Below are 22,025 nucleotides of genomic sequence, written 5' to 3'. Positions count from 1 at the left end.
ATGATCGGCTAACCCTCCAATTATTGCAAATATCACAAAGGTTATTTGTTAATGATGGCATTTTTCACAAATATATTTTGCTAGATAATCCTCGCCATCAAACGAAGCGCTCCTATTGCAGTCACAAGCTGCCCCATTTTATCGCGCTCGGTACTTAACAAAGAACAGTAAGAGAGATGATTATGCCACTAGCATTACTTGCATTGACGCTCAGCGCCTTTGCCATCGGAACCACAGAATTTGTCATCGTAGGCTTGATTCCTACCATGGCGAGCGACTTGAATGTATCTCTGCCATCGGCAGGCCTATTAGTCAGTTTATACGCGCTTGGCGTTGCTATTGGCGCACCAGTCTTAACGGCATTAACCGGAAAGTGGAATCGTAAAGCGGTATTGCTAACCGTGATGGCATTGTTTGTCATTGGTAACTTATTGGCGTGGCAAGCTCCAGGCTATAACACGCTGATCGCCGCACGAATTTTGACTGGCCTTGCCCATGGTGTGTTCTTCTCGATCGGATCGACCATCGCGACAGGTTTGGTTTCAAAAGATAAAGCAGCCAGTGCCATTGCGATCATGTTTACGGGTTTAACGGTTGCATTGGTAACTGGAGTACCACTGGGCACTTATATCGGCCAAACCTTTGGATGGCAAGCGACCTTCTTGATCGTTGCTCTGCTTGGCCTTATTGCTCTTATCGGCAGCGCTATCTTGGTTCCAAGCAACCTTAAGCAACCACCTGCGGCGAAGATTTCGGCACAACTAAAGGTTCTAACTCAACCACGCTTACTGTTGGTTTACGCTATCACAGCACTAGGTTATGGCGGTACGTTCACAGCGTTTACGTTCCTTGCTCCAATACTGGAAAATGTATCAGGGTTTGATTCGAGCTCTATCAGTCTCATCATGTTGGTTTACGGTGTGTCAGTGGCGGTAGGTAACATCTGGGGCGGAAAAATGGCCGACAAGATGGGCCCGATTAAAGCGTTGACCGTTATCTTCTCTGGTTTAGCCGCAGTACTGGTGGTATTCAACTTTACCGCAGTAAACCCTTACGCAGCTGTTGCTACCATTTTGGTTTGGGGTGCATTCGCATTCGGTAACGTTCCGGGGCTACAAGTGTATGTTGTGAAACTGGCTGAGAAATACACACCAGACGCCGTCGATGTCGCTTCTGGGTTGAACATTGCAGCCTTCAACGTCGGTATCGCATTAGGCTCATGGGGCGGTGGTTTGATTGTCGCGAAATCTGGATTAATGAACACCCCTTGGGTAGGTGCTGTGATCGTTTTGATCGCTCTTGTTCTGACTCGATTCAGTGGTGCGTTAGATAAGAAGCAAGCACAACAAGCTGTTCCATCTAGCATTTAGCATTTAGCATTTAGCAAGAATAGAAAAAACAAAGCCCGAACCTAGGTTCGGGCTTCGTCATTTAAATCTGATTATTGTCCGTTATCGATCGATTTCAGCACTTTACATGGGTTACCGACTGCAACCACATTGGCTGGGATGTCTTTGGTTACGACACTGCCCGCGCCAATCACGCTGTTTTCGCCAATGGTGACACCGGGGCAGATAATTACACCACCGCCAAGCCAAACATTGTTGCCAACATTAATCGGTGTGCCAAACTCAACGCCTTCTTCTACACGGCCTTTCACATCGAGTGGGTGACCTGCAGTCAGGATTTGAACGTTCGGACCAAGCAGCACATTGTCGCCAATAGTCACTTCAGCCACATCCAAAATCACGCAGTTAAAGTTAGCGTAGAAGTTCTTGCCTAGCTTGATGTTCGAGCCGTAGTCACAACGAAATGGAGGTTCTAAATGCGCATTTTCACAGCCCGGAATCAGCTCTTGCGTTGCTGCTTCCCATTCGGGTGTGTCAGGAATACTGTTATTGAGTTTTTGAAGCACCTTGCGACATTCGATACGAGCTGCATAAAGCTCTTTATCCCAAGCCTGATAAGGTTCACCTGCTAGCATTTTTTGTTTTTCTGTTTTCACGTTACTTACCTGTTCTCACATCAATTAGCTATTTTCATATTACTTATCTAGCTTCACATTACTTAACTAATGGTGGTCAATTCATCGACCAAAAACGCAATATCGCACATCTAAATAACAGTGAATAAGGAGTGTTTGAGCTTGGTTTAAGAGATGCGCAGCTCGTCACTTTTTGTAGGTAAAATATGAAATTCGAACAGTGCTAATTTAGCTTCGCTATCGAATCACGTAACACCAAACTACCAGTGGTATTGATGGTGGTCGCTTGCTCTGTTTCACCGACAATTTGCAGGATCGCCTTTTGCGTCATTTGCTCTAATGGCACACTCACAGACGTTAAGCTTGGCGTTAAAAACGCCCCCACTTTGCTGTTATCAAAGCCGACGATCGAAACATCTTGAGGCAATGAGTACCCAAGTTCGGTTAACGCCTTAATCGCACCAATCGCCATATCATCGTTTTCAGACAAGATAGCAGTGAATGTGGTTCTGCTTTTTACCAAAGCCTGAGCCGCGTGATAACCGCTCTCCATCGTCCAATCACCTTGAACAACGTTGGACTCATCCAATGCAACACCATGTTTAGTTAACACATCTTGATAGGCTTGGTAACGCAGCTCATCGGTCGAAGAACCGGCTTTACCACGAATCACTGCAATATCGGTATGACCCTGCTCGATGATGTGTTCAACCATCAAACAAGCGCTCTGATAATGGTCGGTGGTAATAGCATGATTGGGCTTCGACGGCATTTCTCGGTTGAGTACCAGAATCGGAGTGTCAGTGCTTTCGATGATCTGAGCTATCTCGCTTTCGGTTAAACATTGCGGATAGATGATGATGCCCGCGCACTTCATATCCAGCAGGAAATTGATCGCCTTTCTTTCGTCTTCAGCGCTGTGTTTGCCATCGGTGATCACCAGTTGGTGATTCGACTTTTCGCTATAAGAAGCCGCGTGATACATCAAGGAAGAGAAGTAAGGGCCATTGAACAACTCATTGGTGATAACAAAGCCGATGAAGTTGGTCTTCTTGGTCGCCAATTGCTGAGCCAACAAGTTCGGTCGATAACCTGTTTCTTGAATCGCATCAAATACCTTTTTCACCACATCTGGGCGCACGATGTTCTTGCCATTTAAGACACGAGAAACGGTCGATTTAGATACGCCTGCGCGGTTTGCGACATCAAGCATGGTTACCATTCGCTTCTTTTCCTTTATAAAAAATTAGCCGACATAGGCCGACTAATTCATTGCAAAATGACAGCTCACAGTTCACATAACTGCGCTGGGGAATGCATTCTAAATAGTGGCACCGTTAGATGCAATCACACCTTTATACCACTCGAAAGACTTCTTGCGCTTGCGTTCTAGTGAGCCAGATTGATCGTTGTGCTTATCTACGTAAATGAATCCGTAGCGTTTTTTCATCTCGCCCGTGGTGAACGAAACTAAATCGATACAGCCCCAAGGGGTATAGCCCATCAAATCAACACCATCAATCGAAACGGCTTTTTTCATCTCTTTGATGTGGTCGCCAAGGTAAGCAATGCGGTAATCGTCATTAATGCTGCCATCTTCTTCAATGGTATCAACCGCGCCAAAACCGTTCTCAACGATGAACAATGGCACTTCATAACGTTCATACAGAGACGCTAAACAGAAACGCAAACCCGTCGGATCAATTGGCCAGCCCCAATCGCTAGACTGGATGAACGGATTATCGACCGAATTTTCATGACCGCCGTCCATCGCTTCTTCTGTAGATTGGTGAGAAGAAGAATCCAAGGTATTCGACATGTAGTAGCTAAAGCCTAAGTAATCAGCCTTACCTTCTTTTAGGATCTGCTCATCTTCAGGCTGCATCTCAATGTTGAAGCCTTTGATTGCCCAGTCACGCGTAGCGTAATTTGGGTAATGACCGCGAACCATCACATCTGAGAAGAAGTAACGGTCACGCATCGCTTGTTGTGCCACCATAATGTCTTCCGGTTTAGAAGAACGAGGATAGAAAGGCACCATCGCACACATTGCGCCAATTTGAAGATTTGAATTGATCTCGTGACCTTTCTTAACCACCAACGCACTCGCAACAAACTGGTGGTGAACCGCTTGATACATAGCTTCTTGCGGCTTTTCACATTGCGGGAACTTCACGCCAGAGCACAACCAACCGAAGATGTCTGCCGAGGTGTTCATCTGGTTGTTGATCTCGTTAAACGTCATCCAGTATTTCACTTTGTGCTGGTAACGCTCCATCACCGTAGTTGAGTACTTAACGAAGAAGTCGATCACTTTACGGTTCATCCAGCCACCATATTCGTTAGCTAGATGGTAAGGCATTTCAAAGTGGCTCAGTGTGACCACAGGTTGAATATCGTATTTCAACAGCTCATCAAACAGATCATCGTAAAACGCTAAACCCGCTTCACACGGCTCAGCGTCATCGCCATTTGGGAAGATACGCGTCCACGCGATACTGGTACGGAAACACTTAAAACCCATCTCAGCGAATAACTTAATGTCTTCTTTGTAGCGATGGTAGAAATCCACTGCGACTTGGTTGGGATAGTTTTCGCCATCAATCACGCCATCGGTGATTCGACGTTGTACACCATGAGCGCCCGCTGTTAATACATCAACAACACTGACACCTTTACCATTCGCATCCCAGCCACCTTCTAGTTGATGCGCTGCTACTGCACCGCCCCATAAAAAATCGTTCGGAAATTCGTTGTTCATACCATTACTCGCTACAAGTTATTCGTGAAAAAGATCAGGATTAGAGAGCTCATTGCAACTCTGAAACCGATTTCAATAAAAGAAAAGATACAGGTTGAAACCGGTTTCAGCAATAGTTAAAAGATCTTTTTTGATCGAACTACAGACTAATCAACAGTCAGCATTACGATCAATGCTGCTCAAAATACTGATCATGCTGAGATTTGCCGGATAGGTCTTGAGTTCCCGGGTAGAACTGGACGAGTGTCTGATCGGCTAAAGTGAGGTGAATCCAACCCTCTTTGACTTTCAGCCAATTGGTACCGTTGGTCTCATAGACGGCAGGAAACTTGCCCCAGCCAGACTCTGATACCTGCAGCTCTTGAAATAGGTTAATCGGGGCTAGCTTATTGCTGTCGAAGTTTGCGTCGGCATAGACAGATAAAGGCTCGATGGCATCGTTTGGCTTAAACGTATAACAGCTCACAGAGGCTGAAGTGCGATCAAACCACTGGTAAGGTTGTGCACCGATTAAATCGTAGACCGTGCAATCATTGAATTGAATCGCCCACTCTTGGTGAGCTTTAAAACCGAGGTAACCTATGGGTTGTGATGGTTCAGGCTTTGAGTCCGCCTCCTGCTCATACACCGGTTCTGAGGTAGCACATCCCATAAGCCCAAGACTAAAAAGGAAAGTCACAGCAAGCTTCATCATTGTCATACCTCAGTTCCGTTAGTAGATGAGTAACTCAATTAAGTCTCTACATTAAACGGTAAGTTCCAAACGATTACCATCCGGATCGAGTACATAGCTCTCATAATAGCCATCGCCTGTTCTTCTTGGGCCATCTAAGCGCTCATAGCCGTCTTCGACCAAGTGTTGAGTCAGTTGATCGACCGCCTGTTCCGAACCTAATGATATCACCATGTGAATGAAGCCTGTAAACTGATCATAGATGTCATCTTTCGATTCAGGCACCGAGTCCATTTCCATGATCTCTAGTCGGCTTCCAGTCTCAAATGAGAGGAAGTATGAAGAAAACCCTTTGGTTGGGTTGTGATATTTTGAGTTCAATGTCGCGCCGAAATAATCTTCATAAAATCGCTTCAGTACTTCGAATTGTTTGGTCCAAATTGCGATGTGTTCAATCTTCATTTTGTTTGCCTAAGTTTGATGTCTAACGCTAGATTACTCATCAAATAAGGAACAATAAACAGAACGAAATTGTTCCTGATTAACGGGCTCGATTTTATGTCCATAACTGCACAGTATTGGCATCTATGTTTGTGTAATAGTTATCTTTCCTCCATAGTCAGGTTTTACACAATCTGAGATTCAAACTGTGAGCTTTTTAAAACTGATACTACTTGCGGCTATATGGGGAGGCTCGTTTCTTTTCATGAGAATGGCCGCCAATCCATTAGGGCCCGCAGTCTTAATTGAAGCGCGAGTTCTGTTTGCAGCACTTACTCTGCTTTTAGTTTCTTTCTATTTAAAAAAGAAGCTCTCTTTTCATGATCACGCAAAACACTTCTTCATTCTCGGCCTGTTTAACACCACACTTCCTTTTTTGCTTTTCGCTTATGCCGCGCAGACACTTAACGCCTCGACACTCGCCATCTTGAACTCTACCGCGCCAATATGGGCGGCAATCATTGGTGCAATATGGACCAAAACAGCACTCGAGGCGAAAGTTCTATTGGGACTTGGGATTGGGGTAACAGGAGTTGGCGTGTTAGTCGGTTGGGATGCGATGAACATTGGCCGTGAGGCTATGCTTCCTATCTTTGCAGCAGTGATGGCGGCCTTTAGCTACGGAATAGCGTCAAACTATACCAAACAAGCCCCTAAAGTTGAGGCATTCAACAATGCTCATGGCAGCATGTGGGCTGCGGTATTGCTGGTTTTGCCGTTTGTATTCTTTATTCCGATGAGAGAAACACCCGACGTTACGATCACTACATCGGTTGTCTTATTAGGCGCGGTATGTACTGGGTTAGCGTATCTACTTTACTTCAATCTCGTCTCTGAACTCGGCGCACCTTCAGCCCTGTCCGTGACCTTCATCATTCCGGTATTTGGTATTCTATGGGGTAACTTATTCTTAGATGAAGCAATTGGCATCAATACGATTGTTGGTTCAATTCTGGTTATCACCGGCACCATGTTGGTGACAGGAATGACGCCTTCTAAGATGATAGAGAGCGCCAAACAGAAACGAGCAGCAAGAGCGGCTCGTTAATCAGCCATATATTGCTGAATCTTGTTTCTCAGCCACTGATGAGCAGGGTTCAAATCGGTTCTTTTATGCCAAATCATGTATTGCTGCATAGGTAAGATTTCAAACGGCTGATCAAGGACTTGAAGCTGGAAGGATTCGGAAAATTGATTGGCAAAATCACGCGATGTACTGCCGACACAATCTGAGCCCGATACCAGCACACACATGGTCATCAGCGAGTCACACTCGGCACTCACTTTTCTCTGTTTCAGTGGCGACTTGGTAAAATAATCTGCCGTGTATAAACGGGTTCGACGCATTCTAAAAGTAACATGCTTTTCGTTGTAATATTGCTCTTGCGTCACAGAGCCATTGATTCTCGGATGCCCCTTTCGAGCTATCAGCACCAACTCATCTTCAATCATCGGCTGCTTCATGTAGCCGTTAACTTGCGGGTAATGCAATGTCTCGTCGTACCGCTTATCAATATGGCGCAACGCTGAACCGACACGAACACGGTATTGTGGATGCGGCACTGTCGAAAGGCCTATCAACCGGTAGCATTACTTACGTACTGCCAGACTACGAACTGAACCATAACGAAGAGATTGAAACTCTGGTTATTGACGGCCTAGAAATGCAATTCATGGATGCTTCAGGTACCGAAGCGGCCTCTGAAATGGTGACGTATATTCCAAGCATGAAAGCACTTTGGACTGGCGAGCTGACTTACCAAGGCATGCATAACCTGTACACGCTGCGTGGCGCTAAAGTTCGTGACGGCTTGAAATGGTCTAAGAAGATCAACGAGATGTTAATCACTTGGGGTGAAGAAACAGAGGTGTTGTTTGCGTCTCACTCATCGCCAATCTGGGGCGAACAAGAGATCTCTGATTACCTAAAAATGCAGCGTGACGCTTACGGTTTTACTCATAACCAAACGCTTCGCTTAGCCAATAACGGCGTGGTTCTGCAAGACATCGGTGACGAGATTTACAAGGTAATGCCAGACAGCATCCAACAGTCTTGGCACACCAACGGTTACCACGGTACTTACTCTCACAACGCTCGCGCTGTGTACAACATGTATCTTGGTTACTTCGACATGAACCCAGCTAACCTTAATCCATTACCAATCGAGCCAGAATCGGTGAAGTTTGTTGAGTACATGGGCGGCAGCGATGCTGTGATTGAAAAAGCGCAGCAAGATTTCCAAGAAGGTGAATACCGCTTCGTTGCAACAGCACTGAATAAGGTGATTCAAGCTGAGCCAGAGAACAAAGTTGCACGTGGCTTATTGGCAGATACATACGAGCAGTTGGGTTATCAATCAGAAGGTGCAGGTTGGAGAAACATCTACCTAACCGGCGCTCAAGAGCTTCGCATTGGCACACAACCGGGCGCACCAAAGACTGCATCTCCGGATGTGTTGGCTAACATGACCATTGAGAACTTGTTAGATTACTTAGCAGTTAAAGTGGACTCGCTAAAGGCACAAGAAACACCATTTACGTTGAATATTCAGCTGCCTGATGTGAAAGAGTTTTACTACGTTGAAATGTCTAACGGTAACCTGAACAACATTCAAGTGAACGAGCTGCAAGACGCCGATACAACACTGATCATCAATAAGTCTGACGTGTCTGACATCGTGCTTAAGAAAACAAGCCTTGGAAAACTGTTAGAAGACGGACAAGCAGGCGTGAAAGGTGATAAGACATCACTTAACAAACTGCTGTCTTCATTGACAGAAGCTGACACCTCTTTTGAGATTGTACCGCGTCCAAAAAAAGGCGAAGAAGTTGATGCAGAGCTATACCAAGATTCAGCGGTACACGCTCATTAAACGCCGGAAACACTAAGTAAAAACAACAGCAGTTAGCTAGAAAAAACGTTCTATAAAGAACATAAAACAAGCCCCTACCTTTTGGTCGGGGCTTTCTTATTTGTTCTCAATAAGTGTTTCTTGAACGCTACTGCGTTTGCTCTATTACTGAGACTGAGAGCTTAATAAAACTGATAATTTGTTGAAGCTTATAGATTACTGAGTTTGCCCGTTTACGTCGCAATCCCAATAAGAAGGCGAACCATAATATTGAACAAAGTAATCGATAAATACGCGCACCTTTGGTGCAAGTAACTGAGCACTCGGGTATACCGCCCAGATAGCCGCCTCATCCTTTAAAGGGTAATCCGGCAACACCTCAACCAGCGCACCTTCCGCGAGCTGCTTGTATGCTATCCAACTCGCGCACATGGCAATGCCCAAGCCATCGACACATACATCCCTTACCGCTTCACCGTGATCGACGCGATAGCACCTAGGCTCTCTTCGAGTTTTCCGATATGAATACTGGCTACCGGAGGTGACAACCCAAGCTCTTGTCCTGCTTGACCTATATTGTGCGTAGACGCGAGTCGCACAAACAATTTTAGATGTTCAATGTTCATCAATAATGGCTAGCCTGCGCTGAGTACACGCTGCTTATTGGCCGCAGCGGCACGGGGAATAATGTGAGTTTTAATATAGGCATTAAGCTTAAACCATGCAAAAGCGCCCGCTAAAACATTGGCGACTGTCGCAGCAATAACCGCATTGACCATGTCTCCGGTTATCGAGCCGATCCATAAAGCGGGAATGTAGAAAACAAACAAGCGTAGGAAAGAGACATTCAAAGCTTTACGCGGCACACCCAAGGCATTAAAGACCGACGCAACCAACATGCAAAGCCCAAGCGGCCCATAGCTGAACGGTATAAATAACAAGGTCACTTCAAACCAGCTGCGTATGCTTTGTTCTTCCGAGATAACAGGAATAATCCAGCCACTAAACAGCGCCAACAATGTTGCCATCACGGTGTGGAAAACCAATAAGAACTTCGCTGTTGTATTCAATAGCTCAGGGATTTTGCATCGCTGCTGCGCCCCTAGGTAACGACCAATCATAGGCGGGATAGACATCGTCAGAGCAAGAGAAAACACCAGCATAAAACTTTCAACACGGGCGAGTAAGCTCCAAAAAGCCATCTCATCGGTTCCGATTCTCGCAATCAATAGCATTGAGAAGAACGCGCTGACCGCAGGTAATATCTGATTCGCAGTGGTTGGCATTACCGTCTTGAATAACTCAAAACTGTAGCCTTTGATTCGGTTACTGCACGCGCCATTGAAGCCAAACCAACCTTTGCCGCGAGACTTGATTAGCATGTAGATTGCGCCGAAAGCGTAGCCAATGCTCGATGCGATCGCCGCCCCTGCGATGCCCATATCCAATCCAAAGATCAGAATAGGGTCGAGAATCAGGTTAATCACGCTGGCAGCCAAGAACATGCTGCCGGTTGTTTTGGTATCGCCATTGGCACGATAAACGCAGGTGGCCAGATAAAGCACCGCCACCATCAATGCACTGAATAGCCACAACGGCCAGTACACATTAAAAATCGACAGCATGGATTGGTATTGAGCGTCAGAGACATCATTCACAAACGACGCAAAAACAGAATCGCTAAAAACAATCAGCCCTATGCAGATCAAAGCAATCACCAACACTCCAAATCCAACCGACAGCGTCGCAATTGAAGTAGATTTACGTTGTTCTTTTGCCCCTACCGCTTGAGAAATAATGGACGTTGCCGCCACACCGATGCCCACTTGAACCCCGGTAAACGCTGCTTGAAATGGCAAGGTGATACCGTGAACCGCCAATTCATTCACCCCTAGCTGACCAATAAAGATCGAATCGACCAATTGAACCATCATGATCGCAAACACACCCAGCGTCAGTGGCAGCGTTTTCTCAATAATGGTTTTCAAAGTCGCGGATCTCATCTGCATAAGTCGGTTCACTCTTGTCTGTACTTTGGGGCTAATTACCTAGTTGAGCAGTATACGAAGCTAAATGAAAAGGATAAGAGCGCCAGACAAGGAATGAGTTTTTAGATTTCGTTGACAATCGAATTAGCAAGATACCTTCAACGTTAAAATATCCATCTAAGACACTGAATAAATTGAAATTATCAAACGCGCCAACACTCTTAATAATTCGTTAATAGTGTTTCGTTTAATGGTTAATTGTTGGTTCGAACATTCCTCGCTAGCCTGAATTTAGGTCGCATTCACACTGAATAGGCTGAAATGAAATCTCTCAGAAGGAATATGGAAATGGTATATCAAGGTTATACAACGTTTAAAGATCAAGCCGAGGATGGAATTCTTACCGTCACTTTTGACTTCGGTACTGTGAATGTTCAAGGGCAAGAGACTTTGATGCTGACGAAGCCGAAGCACTCAAAGCGGAAGCTTATTGGTTGTATCAAGCTACGAGCAAAACCCCTGCGGTTAAGCGCTTCCAAATTGCCGATGAGCAAGGCCTAGAGCACGATATGGAAAACCAACGTAACTGGGAAACTCTGGTTATGAACGTTCAAGACATCAAATAACTCGGTCACTTCTCTTAATTTGGGTCAGTCACAAACTGACCCATTGTCTTACTTAATCGTTAAACGCCAACGGTTAACCACCAAGTGTTAAAATGGTCATTATTTACCCCATAGACTCACATTTGAGTCTTCAGCTTGTGAGCCAAATGCAACTATGTGTCATTAATCTTTGTTATAACGTTGTTCAAACTATTTTTTGAAGGACGGAATATGCAAAAAATAATTCTGATCACAGGTGCCACGGATGGCATTGGTTTAGAGACCGCAAAAGCACTAACGCAGCAAGGGCACCATGTTCTGATTCATGGCCGCAACCCAGTTAAGGTCAATAAAGTCGTGACCGCTCTGTCTCGCCTGTCTAAGAATGCAATCATCGAAAGCTACATCGCAGACCTATCGACGCTCTCTGAAGTTGAGGCGCTCGCAACTCAAATCAAAAGCGATCACAAACGACTCGATATACTCATTAACAACGCAGGTGTGTATAAAGTGTCGGACATCACCACTCCAGACAATCTTGATGTGCGTTTTGTCGTAAACACCATTGCGCCGTATCTACTGACACAAAAGCTGCTTCCTCTTTTTGATGCGACAGGTCGTATCGTCAACCTATCTTCAGCAGCCCAAGCACCCGTAGATCTAGATGCATTAATCAGTCCGAATGCGGGCGAACTTGATGGTCCGGTTTACGCGCAAAGTAAGCTGGCGCTAACGATGTGGTCCATCGAATTAGCCAATACTCTTTTAGACAAAGGCACCGCAATTATCCCTGTAAACCCAGCTTCTTTCCTTGGTAGTAAATTAGTGAAAGATGCTTATGGCGTTGATGGCAACGACCTTGCGATTGGAGCCGATATTCTTTGTCGTGCTGCGCTCAGTGATGAGTTTGCCAACGCTTCTGGTCAATATTTTGATAATGATTCTGGGTTGTTCAAAGACCCGCACGCCGACGCATTAGACAACACTAAGAACCACAAGCTGGTGACAGTGCTTAATCAATTACTCGAAGAAAAACTGTGCGTTACGCACTGATCATTCATTAGTAAAAAACGACCACTAACACTCCCCCCCCACCACCACACACACAATCCAAGCCGCAGTTCTATCTATACAGACAAAGAACTGCGCGCTCTTTCGATTATTAAGATTTCTTTAATACTGATTCCCCGCTTTGCCCAATTATCACCCAAGATGCAGATTGCTAAACTTGCCCCCGTCGAAACAACACAGGCTACGGCCGAGGAGCATTTATGCGTTTTGAAGGTAAAGTTTATCGTCCTTGGATGGAAGCAGAGAGCGTACTCATCCAGACAACATTGGGGTGCAGTAATAACCAGTGTACCTTCTGCACGATGTTTGATGATAAGCGTTTCAAAGTAAGAGACATCAAAGACATCTTTGAAGATATTGATGCGGCGAGAAAAATCTACCCGCATGTTGAATCTATCTTTTTGGTCGATGGTAACGTGATGGCGATTAGAACCGAGATGCTGATTTCGATTCTGGATTACATCAAGATCACCTTCCCAGAGATCAAGAACATCTCTCTGTATTCAGGGTTCAATGACTTCCGTCGTAAGAGCTTGTCTGAATTAAAAGAGATTAAGTCGGCAGGTTTAAGCATGGCCTATTCAGGCTTGGAGTCCGGTGACCCAATTTTGCTTGAACGCATTCAAAAGCGCATGACGCGTGAGCATGCGATTGAAGGAATGAACCTAGCCCGTGAAGCAGACATCAAGGTACTGGCTTCTTTCATCTTTGGCCTTGGCGGCAAAGAGCGTTCTATAGAGCATGCGATTAATACCACCAGCTTGTTGAACATCATGCAGCCAGATGCGATTGCACCGATGGCTTTAGCCGTTCAACCGGGATCGGTATTGGAAAAAGAAGTAAACCGTGGCGAGTTTGTTTTACCAACGCCATTGCAGATTCTGGAAGAAGAAAAATACTTGCTCGAAAACCTAGAAGATTTCGATTGCTACTACTGGGGTGACCACGGCAATAACATCTCACCAATGCGTGGCATGTTGCCTCAGGCTCGTAAGCCGTTTCTTGATAAGATAAATCAAGACATCGCGCATAACCCAATCACTAAGCAAAACGTCATTAAAACCTTTGCTTGGTAACGAGTAACCTCTACATCGTTTGAAGCAGCCACAAAAAGGGCCAGTGTCAGCTGGCCCTTTCATTTTCTAGCTATGTATCTCTCTATCGAACTATCTGGAACCGATCGCTCGAACTAATTCTGCGATTCCATCCCAATCACCCTTGTCCATTTTGTCGGTCGGTACCATCCAAGTTCCACCGCAGGCAACGACTGATTTCAGTGCTAAGTAAGACTCAACGTTCGCTGGGCTTACACCGCCGGTCGGCATAAAGTTAACCGGATAAACAGCCGTCAACGCTTTCAACATTGCGACACCGCCAGATGGCTCTGCTGGGAAAAACTTTAGTGTCTTAAGCCCCATTTCCATTGCTTGTTCAACCAAGCTTGGGTTATTCACTCCAGGAACGATCGTAACCCCTCTTTGCTGACAGTATTTGACTGTGGTTGGATTCAAACCTGGGCTGACAATGAAATCAACACCCGCATCAATGGCAGTATCCACCTGCTCTGTAGTCAGCACAGTACCTGCGCCAATCAGTAACTCAGGGTAAGCTTCACGCATCAAACGAATCGACTCTGCTGCCGCTTCTGTACGAAATGTCACTTCAGCACAAGGCAAACCATTCTCAACCAATACTTTCGCAAGCGGCACAGCCTGAGCAACGTCATTAATGGCGATCACCGGAACGATGCGAATATCTCTGAGTCGCTGTTCAATTGTTTTCATTGTTCATTTCTCTCATTATCAAACAGACAAATTAAGCCAAGTCGCTGCCGTTGCTTGCGATCACTTTTTTGTACCAGTGGAATGACTTTTTAGGAATACGATTTAACGTACCATTGCCTAGGTTGTCTCTGTCCACGTAGATAAACCCATAGCGCTTGCTCATCTCTCCGGTCGACGCCGCAACAAGATCGATACAACCCCAAGGTGTGTAACCCATCAATGGTACACCGTCTTCCATTGCTTCATGCATCGCAACAATGTGCTGACGAAGGTAATCAATGCGGTAATCATCGTTCACTTCTCCATTGTCATCCAAGGTATCACGAGCACCTAAGCCATTTTCTACCAAGAAAAGTGGTTTCTGGTAACGGTCATAGAGTGTGTTCATCGTAATTCGAAGACCTGTAGGGTCAATGACCCAGCCCCAATCACTTGCTGGAAGATGAGGGTTTTTGATGGACTTAACGACGTTCGCTGCACTCGTATTTCCTGCATTCATATCAGCGGAAGCACAGCGTGAAGCGTAATAACTGAAAGAAATGAAATCGACAGTATTTTTCAGAATCTCGAAATCTTCTTCTTGTGTTTCAAGCACCACACCTTTGTTATCAAACACTTTTTGAGCATAAGATGGGTAGTAACCACGCGATTGAACATCGATAAAGAACAGGTTCTCGCGGTCTTTTTCCATAGCCATCAGCACATCTTCTGGCTTACATGAATATGGATAGAAGTTACCGCCCGCCAGCATACAACCCACTTGGTTTTGCTCATCAACTTCATGGGCAATCTTGGTTACCAAAGCGTTTCGAGTGCAGAACAAGGGGCGAGTTTTATCGTCTAGCTGTGTCATTACTTAAATGTAAAAGCAAAAGGGGCATCATTTCGATGCCCCTTTCCGTTTCCACCATACTTGGTTAAACGCTTTCGCCATCCGTGATGCGATAGCCCATATCCACTACCGTTTCCGTGACTGGCTCACCTTTCAATCGGGCAAGCAGTAGCTCGGCACTTTTCTTACCTATTTCATAACGTGGCGTATCCACGCTAGTCAGTTTTGGGCGTATGGTTTGACCGATATCTAACGCGTTATAGCCCACTACAGATAGCTGTTGCGGCACTTGGATTCCACGTTGCGGGGCAATGAGCAAGGTACCTATCGCGATGTCATCATTGGTGCAGAACACGCCATCTAGATCTGGGTAATCCGCAAGAGCGCGATCAAGCAGATCTTCAGCCAAAGAGAAGTTAGAGTGCTGTTCAGTCAACACGTGTTTAGGCTCTAATCCAGCCTCATACATCGCTTTGTCATAGCCTTGCAAACGCAACTTGGTTCGCGCATCCAATCGAGCGCCAAAGTAAGCAATAGAGCGTTTACCAGCTTCAATCATTCGCTTCACGACATGGTAAGAAGCATCAATATGGTCCAAGCCAACAACCATATCGATCGGATTGGTTGGGAGTTCCATCGTTTCAACAACAGAAACACCTGAATTCTTGATCATCTGTAACGTGCGGGGGGTGTGGTGGCTTTCCGTCAATATCAACCCATCAACTTGATACGAAAGCAGCGAAGCAATCTTTTCCTCTTCTTCCACAGCATCATAGCTAAAGTGAGCAAGCAACGTCTCGTAGCCATTCTCTTTAGTAACCGTTTCAATACCTTGAACAAACGCGGCAAAGATTTGGTTTGATAACGAAGGGAGCAAGATACCGATCGCTTTACTCGACGATTTAGAGAGCATAGCTGGCGCTTTGTTTTCGATGTATCCCATCTCTTCAATAACCGCTGCAATTTTAACGCGAGTTTTGGCTGCGACTGAATCGGGATTGCGCATGTAACGAGAGACGGTCATCTTTGTGACCCCCACTTTGTCTGCAACATCTTGAAGTGTGGTTCGAGTTTTCTTCTGCTGTTCTGTCATAACTATTTGAACTCTTTATTATGTTACAAGTAACATTATAAAGTTCTCACCGCCTCAAGTTCAACCCATTCGTTGTCATCGACACATAGTATTGAAATCGTTCTACCATCGGCAAATTAGTTTGGCGTTAACGAAAGGTTGGTATCACGCATGCTTAATGAAAGCTTGGCTTAACTGCTGAAAGAGTGAGTCTACGTTGGGTAGAGTTGTCAGATGTGCGGACAACGGAGTATGAACTTGCGCGTCCACCACGGTTGGATTTCCACAAACTTGATTATAAAAATTTACGGGTGCAACGATGTTCTCTAGGTCGACATCCAACAAGATACAAGCTTGCGAAAGTACGATTTGGCCGCCCCCTTGTTTAAGCAAAACACGCTGCGCCGTGCCCACTATTTTTTGTTTGTTGATATTGAGATTGTAATCACCATCGCAATAAGAACCGGGAGTCGCGTGTACATCCACATCGATACCCAGTTCTTTAAAAAACAGGGTTAAGATATTGCACAGATGTAGATACGCTTTTTGGATGTTGTAGGCTTCATCACGAGGCCAATGGTAAATGTGCGATAAGTTAATGATCCCCGGCAGTTGGGGAACGGGAGCGCCGCCTGTTTTACGTGAGGTGAGTTGCCAACCTTGTGCCGCGAGTTGTTTTCTAGACTCTACGGTCACAGGCCACTTTTTACCTGCGGGCAAAACAAGTGTCGGCGCTTTTGCTTGCCACAACATTAAGGCTTGCCCAATCTCACCCGCCTGAATTTGCTGCAATAATTCAGCTTCTTTTTCAAACGCACGATTAACATCAATGTGCGGGTAACGTACGAGTTTATTGGTTAACTTCAATGCACTTTCCTCTACAGATAGTGGTGACCTACCATTTAACGTTCTGCAATGGTTGATGAGATATGGGACTATGTGCGATGAAACATAGCACCAAAAGTTAGTTATTGGCGCCATAGTAGCTTGTCAGTTGCCCATCTCAAAGGTGAGTGCTAACATTTGTACACACACCAATAAAGGAATACATCATGGACACTAGAATTCAATTTCGTGTTGATGAAGAAACAAAACGCCTAGCTCAACAGATGGCTGAGAGCCAAGGTCGCACACTGAGTGGTGCTTGCCGTGAGCTTACTGAGCAACTCGCTGAGCAACAAAGACAGACATTATCTCACGATGCATGGCTAACTGAACAAGTAAACCTAGCATTTGAGAAGTTTGACTCAGGAGAATCCGTTTTCGTTGAACACCAAACTGCTAAATCTCGAATGGAAGAACGCAAAGCCAGAATACGTAATCGAGGTAAGCAATGATTTTATGGGAAGAAGAATCACTCAATGATCGTGAAAGGATCTTTGAGTTTATCTATGACTTCAACCCTGATGCGGCAGAAAACGCTGACAACCTCATTGAAACAAAAGTAGAAAACTTGCTTGAGCAGCCTCTAATGGGTGTACAGAGAGACGGCATTCGTGGGCGATTACTTATAATTCCTGAGATTTCAATGATCGTCTCCTATTGGATCGAAGGCGACATTATCCGAATTATGCGCGTACTCCACCAGAAACAAAAGTTCCCAATGGATTGATTACTTCCTCTGGGCAACTAGCCCAATTAAGGGGTGAACAACGCCTCCACCCAAACCTAACGCATTGTGCCATAAACACTTAACTTGAAGTAGGAGCAAAAGTGCCAAGCGTTGTGAATCCCTCATAAATTGCTTGTTATAACACAATTGCTACACGTCACTTTCCGTTAGTATCTGACGACAATTTCGTACTGTGAGGACGCGAATTTCATGGCTAAGGCTATATATGATGCGATAGTGACCAAACAAAATTTCACGGTAATTGGTATGAGGCAGCTCAGGAACCATTCGCCCCATGTCAGGCATACTTGAGAGTAAATCAGTTTTATCAAAAACCTCATTAACCCAGTTTTCTGCCGCCACTGGATTATCCAGTGAAATAAACTCGGCTGCATCACCTAACTTTTGTAATGCTAGTGGTGACCAGACTACTTTCATTTCTTAATGCGCCCCAATACTTGAGCACGAGCGTCTTCATTGGAAACACCTAAACCTGAAGCTAATTGTGCTTCAGCAGTACGCATTTCTTCCAGTAACTCGATCTTCTCTTGCATTGCTTCATATTCTGCAACATCAAGGACAACCGCAACACCCTTACCACGTTGTGTGATAACTAGTGGTCTGCGAGTTTCGTTAATCTGTTTAATAAATGACGTCACGCCAGCACGAAATTCAGACAAAGGCCGAATATCTTGATCAAAATGGATGCGGCTCATGTTGAACTCCCTATGGTACAATTTACTGTACAAATAATAGTTCAAATAGCAATTTTGAGCAATAGCCTGATTTTGTGTTATAGCCCTGTTAAGGTGATGAGATGGTCTCCCCCTACCACTTCACATGACGGTAAGCCATGCTTGGAGTGTTCAGGTCCGAAGTAAAAGGAGAAGACCATGACTCAGCATAAAATCATCGGCATCGATTTAGCAAAAAATATCTTCTTTCTTTTTGAAATCAATCATAAAGGGAAGAACCTTTGCCGTAAAAAACTTCAACGAAGTAAACTACTTAGCTATATCGCCAATAAAGCACCCTGTACTATCGCCATGGAAGCTTGTTCCGGCGCACACTACTGGGCTCGTGAATTCTCTCAGTTCGGTCACGAAGTCATACTCTACGCACCTCAGCATGTGAAAACTCAAAGGCGTAAACAGAAAAACGATTATAACGATGCCGAAGCCATTGCCGAAGTCGCGCTCTACAAAAGACCTCACCCTGTGCCTCATAAATCCGTCGAGCAACAAGACATCCAATCTCTTATTCGAATGAGACGTCTGCTCGTCACTGAAAGAACTCGTATCGTTAATCAAGTGCGTGGCCTTATCTCTGAATACGGCATCATTATGCCCAAAGGAGCCGCTGCCTTCAGAAAGGCCATACCCGAAATACTCGAGAAAGATGAAAACAAACTGTCTTGTATATTAAGAGAATTGCTATCACATCAGTACGAACGATATTTATACATCGACAAACAAGTAAAATGGTTCGACGATAAACTTAACCAAACCATCAAGCAGTTCGAAAGCGCAAAGCGACTCATGTCTATTCCAGGCTTTGGACCACTCACTAGCCAAGCCGTTGCAGTATGGCTTGGCTCTGGACAACAGTTCAAAACCGGTAGAGATGCCTCCGCCGCAATGGGGCTTGTACCAAAGCAAGATACCAGCGGCGACAAAGTTATTCTTCTAGGAATAACCAAAAGAGGCAACACGTATATCCGCTCCCTACTCGTTCATGGAGCAAGAGCTGCGCTTAGGCGCGCCAAATTTAAATCCGATAATCTCAGTAAGTGGATGCTTGAACTCCAAGAGCGACGAGGACCAAACAGAGCCGCTGTCGCTTTAGCAAACAAACTCATGCGCATAGCGTGGGCCGTTATAACTAAAAACGAAGAGTATCAACCAACACGAAGCTAATGATGATCACCAACCCTTTGCAAAGTACGTAGTAAGATGAATAACAGGATAAATCCTACACGTTGAAAACCTTATACTCACACTGTCTTATAAAGTCGATAAGGTGATTAGGACTTCGTGTTCAACTTCCTCATCTTGGCCAAGGTAATAGCCGTTAAACAGGCCGTATATATGGAAGTTAACCTGCGCTTTTAATCATACTGCTGACTTGCAAAACTGGGGGGAGACCATATGTGTGAGCAACGCTTGTCTATACTTGAGCGAAGCGAAAGCGCCAAGCGTTGCGAATCACTCTTAAATGCTTTGTATGGATAATAAGCACTCCAATCGGGTAATGTGAGACCCAGGCTTTAGCTGCAACTAAAGCTTTCTATGTAGTAGTTCGTTTAAACGCTGGCTCCTCTATCGAGAGACCGATAACAAACATGAACGCTACATAGGACTTCAAGCATAAACCTCGAATAGTCGACTGGGTCTCGAACCCGCATTACGCAAGCATGAGTTAGCTTATTATGAATACCAAAATCAATCAAAGCATCAACGTTGGAGTTGATACCGGCAAAACACAATTAGACATCCACATCAGGCCACTAGACCTATTTTTCTCAGTAGAGAACAATGATAAAGGCATCAAAAAAGCACTCAAAACGATTAAGAGTCACAGTCCTGAACGAATCGTTATTGAAGCAACAGGCCGATTAGAAATGCCTTTTGTTCTTGCATGTGCAGAGGCTCAATTACCTATTGTCAGAGCAAACCCTGTCCACATAAAACGGTTCGCTGGTGCTATTGGCCGCAGAGCCAAAAATGATCGTTTAGATGCAGAATTGATTGCTCACTATGGAGAAGCAATCAAACCAGCTCTTACTGTCATAAAGCCAAAAAACATACGCCTAATGAGTGACTTAGTCATTCGCCGAAACCAGTTGTTATCCATGCAAACCATGGAAAAGAACCGAATCCAGATACTTCCCGCTTCTCTCCATCCGACTATCAAACCGATGCTAACCACGATAAAAAATCAAATCACCAAGTTAGAAGAAAAGCTCGTTAAACTCATTGAAGATAGCCCTGAATATCAGGCTAAAAACACAATATTGCAGAGCGTCCCTGGAATAGGAAACATTGCCGCTGCATCAATAATTAGCAACGTACCAGAACTTGGCTACATCACAAATAAACAAGCGGCATCACTAATTGGTGTCGCTCCAATAACACGCGAAAGTGGGCGCTACAAAGGTAAGCGCGTGATCCAAGGCGGTCGAGCGCAAGTACGCACAGTGTTATATATGGCAATGATGTCAGCCATGCAATGTAACCCCGTATTCAAAGCAACTTATGCTCGACTTGTAGCTGCCGGAAAGCCTAAGAAAGTCGCAATAATCGCGTGTGTTCGAAAGATGGTTGTGACTCTTAACTCTATGCTGAGAGATGGCGCCATGTGGGATGAAAACACTGCCAAAAATTAATCATTGACGCCATAGTCGTTTGTTAGCCGCTCATTCCCAAAGGTTACTGCTTACTCAACAGGAACTTACGCAAATCTCTCTCTGCACGCATAACAAACAGAATAAACACTTTGTCACCGTCTTGTTTATAGAAAACACGACATGGATTAACGACAACTTCACGATAACTTAAATGTTCTAGCTCGGGTGGAATACGACCTGACTCTGGGAAAGTTTGTAGGCGTTCGACTTTGGAGAAGATCGTTTGCACTAACTGCTTTGCAGCTACGATATTTTCAAGTGCGATGTATTCAGCGATATCGTTGAGGTCAGATAACGCTGGCTCAGTCCAGATTATTTCAGCCATTTTGACATTTTGTCCTTAGCTTCATCATGACTTGCCACTTTACCATCAGCTAGTGCACGCTCACCTCGTGCAATACCCTCAAGAATAGCTAAACGATTTTGCATAAATTCGTAGTCATCAACATCAACTAGATACGCAGATGGCTTTCCATGCTCAGTAATTAACACTGGTTCTTTGGTGTCGTGGAGATCGGCGAGGATCTTAGTTGCTTGGCGTTTGAGTGATGTAACTAGTTCTACTTTCATGAGAGCTGCTCCAAAGGAATACTAAAGTGATACTATTCTATCACTTTGAGTATAGCAAGCTACATGACGGCTAACGGGCGATAACGCAATACCACCCGACTTAAAATTTGTGCCCTAAACACCGAAGCTGATTTGTATGAAAGTGGCCAAGCGTTGTGAATCCCTCTTAAATTGCTTGTTGAACGAAGCCGCTACGCGGCAGAGTAAAACGAGTGCGAACCATACTCTTGTAACACCATCACCCTGATGGTCGTTCACAGGAGTAACCCCATGAAACCCGATGACTTAAAACGCTACAACACCCTTTATGAACA

Annotated in this window: 21 protein-coding genes and 5 pseudogenes; 10 read left to right on the top strand and 16 right to left on the bottom strand. The window is 45.0% G+C overall.

What is annotated here, in order from left to right; genetic code table 11:
- The first annotated feature begins 182 nt into the window (after positions 1-182).
- Positions 183-1,370, top strand: coding sequence for an MFS transporter (locus AB4375_RS11475; RefSeq protein WP_017062388.1), 1,188 nt, complete (start codon positions 183-185; stop codon positions 1,368-1,370).
- 71 nt (positions 1,371-1,441) lie between these two features.
- Here AB4375_RS11475 and AB4375_RS11470 read toward each other — a convergent pair whose 3' ends face one another.
- The 5 genes from AB4375_RS11470 to AB4375_RS11450 all read right to left on the bottom strand — a co-directional run bounded on the left by AB4375_RS11470 (position 1,442) and on the right by AB4375_RS11450 (position 5,880).
- A complete protein-coding gene (locus AB4375_RS11470; protein ID WP_371721258.1) occupies positions 1,442-2,005 on the bottom strand; it encodes a sugar O-acetyltransferase in 564 nt (187 codons plus the stop codon).
- A 202-nt stretch (positions 2,006-2,207) separates the two neighbouring features.
- Positions 2,208-3,206 (bottom strand): LacI family DNA-binding transcriptional regulator, encoded by a 999-nt coding sequence (locus tag AB4375_RS11465; protein ID WP_372051625.1) that lies wholly within the window; start codon positions 3,204-3,206, stop codon positions 2,208-2,210.
- Positions 3,207-3,305: 99 nt separating this feature from the next.
- Positions 3,306-4,745: a 6-phospho-beta-glucosidase gene (locus AB4375_RS11460; RefSeq protein ID WP_372051624.1), complete on the bottom strand. Its 1,440-nt coding sequence runs from the start codon at positions 4,743-4,745 to the stop codon at positions 3,306-3,308.
- A gap of 169 nt (positions 4,746-4,914) precedes the next feature.
- A complete protein-coding gene (locus tag AB4375_RS11455) occupies positions 4,915-5,439 on the bottom strand; it encodes a hypothetical protein (protein WP_136973666.1) in 525 nt (174 codons plus the stop codon).
- A 51-nt stretch (positions 5,440-5,490) separates the two neighbouring features.
- A complete protein-coding gene (locus AB4375_RS11450) occupies positions 5,491-5,880 on the bottom strand; it encodes a VOC family protein (RefSeq protein WP_372051622.1) in 390 nt (129 codons plus the stop codon).
- Between the two features lie 187 nt (positions 5,881-6,067).
- Between AB4375_RS11450 and AB4375_RS11445 the strand changes: the two genes are divergently transcribed.
- Positions 6,068-6,967 (top strand): DMT family transporter, encoded by a 900-nt coding sequence (locus AB4375_RS11445; protein ID WP_017059463.1) that lies wholly within the window; start codon positions 6,068-6,070, stop codon positions 6,965-6,967.
- Here the strand turns inward: AB4375_RS11445 and AB4375_RS11440 are convergent.
- Positions 6,964-7,410, bottom strand: a pseudogene (locus AB4375_RS11440) (LysR substrate-binding domain-containing protein); the annotation flags it as partial. The gene AB4375_RS11445 and the pseudogene AB4375_RS11440 overlap by 4 nt on opposite strands.
- Between AB4375_RS11440 and AB4375_RS11435 the strand changes: the two are divergent.
- Positions 7,395-8,792: pseudogene (locus AB4375_RS11435) on the top strand (alkyl/aryl-sulfatase); the annotation flags it as partial. The pseudogenes AB4375_RS11440 and AB4375_RS11435 sit on opposite strands and share 16 nt — an antisense overlap.
- Positions 8,793-8,987: 195 nt before the next feature.
- Here AB4375_RS11435 and AB4375_RS11430 read toward each other — a convergent pair.
- Positions 8,988-9,397 (bottom strand): annotated as a pseudogene (locus AB4375_RS11430) (LysR family transcriptional regulator).
- Between the two features lie 9 nt (positions 9,398-9,406).
- The gene (locus AB4375_RS11425) at positions 9,407-10,780 is read right to left on the bottom strand and encodes an MATE family efflux transporter (protein WP_017064035.1); all 1,374 of its coding nucleotides are present in this window, start codon (positions 10,778-10,780) and stop codon (positions 9,407-9,409) included.
- Positions 10,781-11,226: 446 nt separating this feature from the next.
- On the opposite strand from AB4375_RS11425, the pseudogene AB4375_RS11420 reads away from it, so the two are divergent.
- The 3 genes and pseudogenes from AB4375_RS11420 to AB4375_RS11410 all read left to right on the top strand — a co-directional run.
- Positions 11,227-11,385, top strand: a pseudogene (locus tag AB4375_RS11420) (enoyl-CoA hydratase/isomerase family protein); the annotation flags it as partial.
- Between the two features lie 210 nt (positions 11,386-11,595).
- Positions 11,596-12,417, top strand: coding sequence for an SDR family NAD(P)-dependent oxidoreductase (locus AB4375_RS11415; protein WP_065583748.1), 822 nt, complete (start codon positions 11,596-11,598; stop codon positions 12,415-12,417).
- A 218-nt stretch (positions 12,418-12,635) separates the two neighbouring features.
- Positions 12,636-13,511 carry a radical SAM protein gene (locus AB4375_RS11410; protein WP_017067570.1) on the top strand — a complete coding sequence of 292 codons (876 nt, stop codon included), beginning with the start codon at positions 12,636-12,638 and terminating at the stop codon, positions 13,509-13,511.
- A gap of 90 nt (positions 13,512-13,601) precedes the next feature.
- Here the strand turns inward: AB4375_RS11410 and AB4375_RS11405 are convergent, their stop codons facing one another.
- From AB4375_RS11405 to AB4375_RS11390, 4 genes and pseudogenes are all read right to left on the bottom strand, one after another.
- Positions 13,602-14,219 (bottom strand): bifunctional 4-hydroxy-2-oxoglutarate aldolase/2-dehydro-3-deoxy-phosphogluconate aldolase, encoded by a 618-nt coding sequence (locus AB4375_RS11405; RefSeq protein WP_050643456.1) that lies wholly within the window; start codon positions 14,217-14,219, stop codon positions 13,602-13,604.
- Between the two features lie 31 nt (positions 14,220-14,250).
- Positions 14,251-15,027 (bottom strand): annotated as a pseudogene (locus AB4375_RS11400) (family 1 glycosylhydrolase); the annotation flags it as partial.
- A gap of 109 nt (positions 15,028-15,136) precedes the next feature.
- Positions 15,137-16,144, bottom strand: coding sequence for a substrate-binding domain-containing protein (locus AB4375_RS11395; protein ID WP_372051619.1), 1,008 nt, complete (start codon positions 16,142-16,144; stop codon positions 15,137-15,139).
- A 144-nt stretch (positions 16,145-16,288) separates the two neighbouring features.
- On the bottom strand, positions 16,289-16,990 hold the full coding sequence (locus tag AB4375_RS11390) for a lipoyl protein ligase domain-containing protein (RefSeq protein WP_102393084.1): 702 nt from the start codon (positions 16,988-16,990) through the stop codon (positions 16,289-16,291).
- Positions 16,991-17,175: 185 nt separating this feature from the next.
- Between AB4375_RS11390 and AB4375_RS11385 the strand changes: the two genes are divergently transcribed.
- Together AB4375_RS11385 and AB4375_RS11380 are read left to right on the top strand one after the other, a co-directional pair.
- Positions 17,176-17,460 carry a hypothetical protein gene (locus tag AB4375_RS11385; RefSeq protein ID WP_017059448.1) on the top strand — a complete coding sequence of 95 codons (285 nt, stop codon included), beginning with the start codon at positions 17,176-17,178 and terminating at the stop codon, positions 17,458-17,460.
- Complete coding sequence (locus AB4375_RS11380) at positions 17,457-17,735, top strand: type II toxin-antitoxin system mRNA interferase toxin, RelE/StbE family (RefSeq protein ID WP_017059447.1); 279 nt, start codon at positions 17,457-17,459, stop codon at positions 17,733-17,735. The genes AB4375_RS11385 and AB4375_RS11380 overlap by 4 nt, the downstream gene beginning before the upstream one ends.
- Positions 17,736-17,885: 150 nt before the next feature.
- Here AB4375_RS11380 and AB4375_RS11375 read toward each other — a convergent pair whose 3' ends face one another.
- Together AB4375_RS11375 and AB4375_RS11370 are read right to left on the bottom strand one after the other, a co-directional pair.
- On the bottom strand, positions 17,886-18,173 hold the full coding sequence (locus AB4375_RS11375; RefSeq protein ID WP_017064044.1) for a type II toxin-antitoxin system RelE/ParE family toxin: 288 nt from the start codon (positions 18,171-18,173) through the stop codon (positions 17,886-17,888).
- Positions 18,170-18,451 (bottom strand): type II toxin-antitoxin system Phd/YefM family antitoxin, encoded by a 282-nt coding sequence (locus AB4375_RS11370; RefSeq protein ID WP_372051618.1) that lies wholly within the window; start codon positions 18,449-18,451, stop codon positions 18,170-18,172. Before AB4375_RS11370 ends, AB4375_RS11375 begins: the two co-directional genes overlap by 4 nt.
- A 177-nt stretch (positions 18,452-18,628) precedes the next feature.
- Between AB4375_RS11370 and AB4375_RS11365 the strand changes: the two genes are divergently transcribed.
- Together AB4375_RS11365 and AB4375_RS11360 are read left to right on the top strand one after the other, a co-directional pair.
- A complete protein-coding gene (locus AB4375_RS11365; RefSeq protein WP_136982452.1) occupies positions 18,629-19,651 on the top strand; it encodes an IS110 family transposase in 1,023 nt (340 codons plus the stop codon).
- A gap of 512 nt (positions 19,652-20,163) precedes the next feature.
- Entirely contained in the window at positions 20,164-21,120 is a 957-nt protein-coding gene (locus AB4375_RS11360) for an IS110 family transposase (protein WP_017064050.1), read from the top strand.
- Positions 21,121-21,163: 43 nt separating this feature from the next.
- On the opposite strand, the gene AB4375_RS11355 is transcribed toward AB4375_RS11360, so the two are convergent.
- Both AB4375_RS11355 and AB4375_RS11350 read right to left on the bottom strand, forming a co-directional pair.
- Entirely contained in the window at positions 21,164-21,466 is a 303-nt protein-coding gene (locus tag AB4375_RS11355) for a type II toxin-antitoxin system RelE/ParE family toxin (protein ID WP_025548916.1), read from the bottom strand.
- Entirely contained in the window at positions 21,454-21,711 is a 258-nt protein-coding gene (locus AB4375_RS11350) for a type II toxin-antitoxin system Phd/YefM family antitoxin (protein WP_005398415.1), read from the bottom strand. The genes AB4375_RS11355 and AB4375_RS11350 overlap by 13 nt, the downstream gene beginning before the upstream one ends.
- Positions 21,712-22,025: the final 314 nt, after the last annotated feature.

This window comes from Vibrio sp. 10N.261.51.C6, from assembly GCF_041471785.1.
Lineage (GTDB): Bacteria > Pseudomonadota > Gammaproteobacteria > Enterobacterales > Vibrionaceae > Vibrio > Vibrio crassostreae_C.
The sequence above is the reverse complement of the archived record's forward strand: the minus strand, read 5'-3'. Positions and strand labels throughout refer to the sequence as shown.

Excerpts from the sequence above, each read along its gene's own strand:
- AB4375_RS11415 (WP_065583748.1), top strand. The coding sequence starts at position 11,596 with ATGCAAAAAATAATTCTGATCACAGGTGCCACGGATGGCATTGGTTTA.
- AB4375_RS11460 (WP_372051624.1), bottom strand. The coding sequence starts at position 4,745 with ATGAACAACGAATTTCCGAACGATTTTTTATGGGGCGGTGCAGTAGCA.
- AB4375_RS11360 (WP_017064050.1), top strand. The coding sequence starts at position 20,164 with ATGAATACCAAAATCAATCAAAGCATCAACGTTGGAGTTGATACCGGC.
- AB4375_RS11395 (WP_372051619.1), bottom strand. The coding sequence starts at position 16,144 with ATGACAGAACAGCAGAAGAAAACTCGAACCACACTTCAAGATGTTGCA.
- AB4375_RS11405 (WP_050643456.1), bottom strand. The coding sequence starts at position 14,219 with ATGAAAACAATTGAACAGCGACTCAGAGATATTCGCATCGTTCCGGTG.
- AB4375_RS11380 (WP_017059447.1), top strand. The coding sequence starts at position 17,457 with ATGATTTTATGGGAAGAAGAATCACTCAATGATCGTGAAAGGATCTTT.
- AB4375_RS11385 (WP_017059448.1), top strand. The coding sequence starts at position 17,176 with ATGGACACTAGAATTCAATTTCGTGTTGATGAAGAAACAAAACGCCTA.
- AB4375_RS11410 (WP_017067570.1), top strand. The coding sequence starts at position 12,636 with ATGCGTTTTGAAGGTAAAGTTTATCGTCCTTGGATGGAAGCAGAGAGC.
- AB4375_RS11350 (WP_005398415.1), bottom strand. The coding sequence starts at position 21,711 with ATGAAAGTAGAACTAGTTACATCACTCAAACGCCAAGCAACTAAGATC.
- AB4375_RS11425 (WP_017064035.1), bottom strand. The coding sequence starts at position 10,780 with ATGCAGATGAGATCCGCGACTTTGAAAACCATTATTGAGAAAACGCTG.
- AB4375_RS11355 (WP_025548916.1), bottom strand. The coding sequence starts at position 21,466 with ATGGCTGAAATAATCTGGACTGAGCCAGCGTTATCTGACCTCAACGAT.
- AB4375_RS11450 (WP_372051622.1), bottom strand. The coding sequence starts at position 5,880 with ATGAAGATTGAACACATCGCAATTTGGACCAAACAATTCGAAGTACTG.
- AB4375_RS11455 (WP_136973666.1), bottom strand. The coding sequence starts at position 5,439 with ATGATGAAGCTTGCTGTGACTTTCCTTTTTAGTCTTGGGCTTATGGGA.
- AB4375_RS11365 (WP_136982452.1), top strand. The coding sequence starts at position 18,629 with ATGACTCAGCATAAAATCATCGGCATCGATTTAGCAAAAAATATCTTC.
- AB4375_RS11375 (WP_017064044.1), bottom strand. The coding sequence starts at position 18,173 with ATGAAAGTAGTCTGGTCACCACTAGCATTACAAAAGTTAGGTGATGCA.
- AB4375_RS11465 (WP_372051625.1), bottom strand. The coding sequence starts at position 3,206 with ATGGTAACCATGCTTGATGTCGCAAACCGCGCAGGCGTATCTAAATCG.
- AB4375_RS11370 (WP_372051618.1), bottom strand. The coding sequence starts at position 18,451 with ATGAGCCGCATCCATTTTGATCAAGATATTCGGCCTTTGTCTGAATTT.
- AB4375_RS11475 (WP_017062388.1), top strand. The coding sequence starts at position 183 with ATGCCACTAGCATTACTTGCATTGACGCTCAGCGCCTTTGCCATCGGA.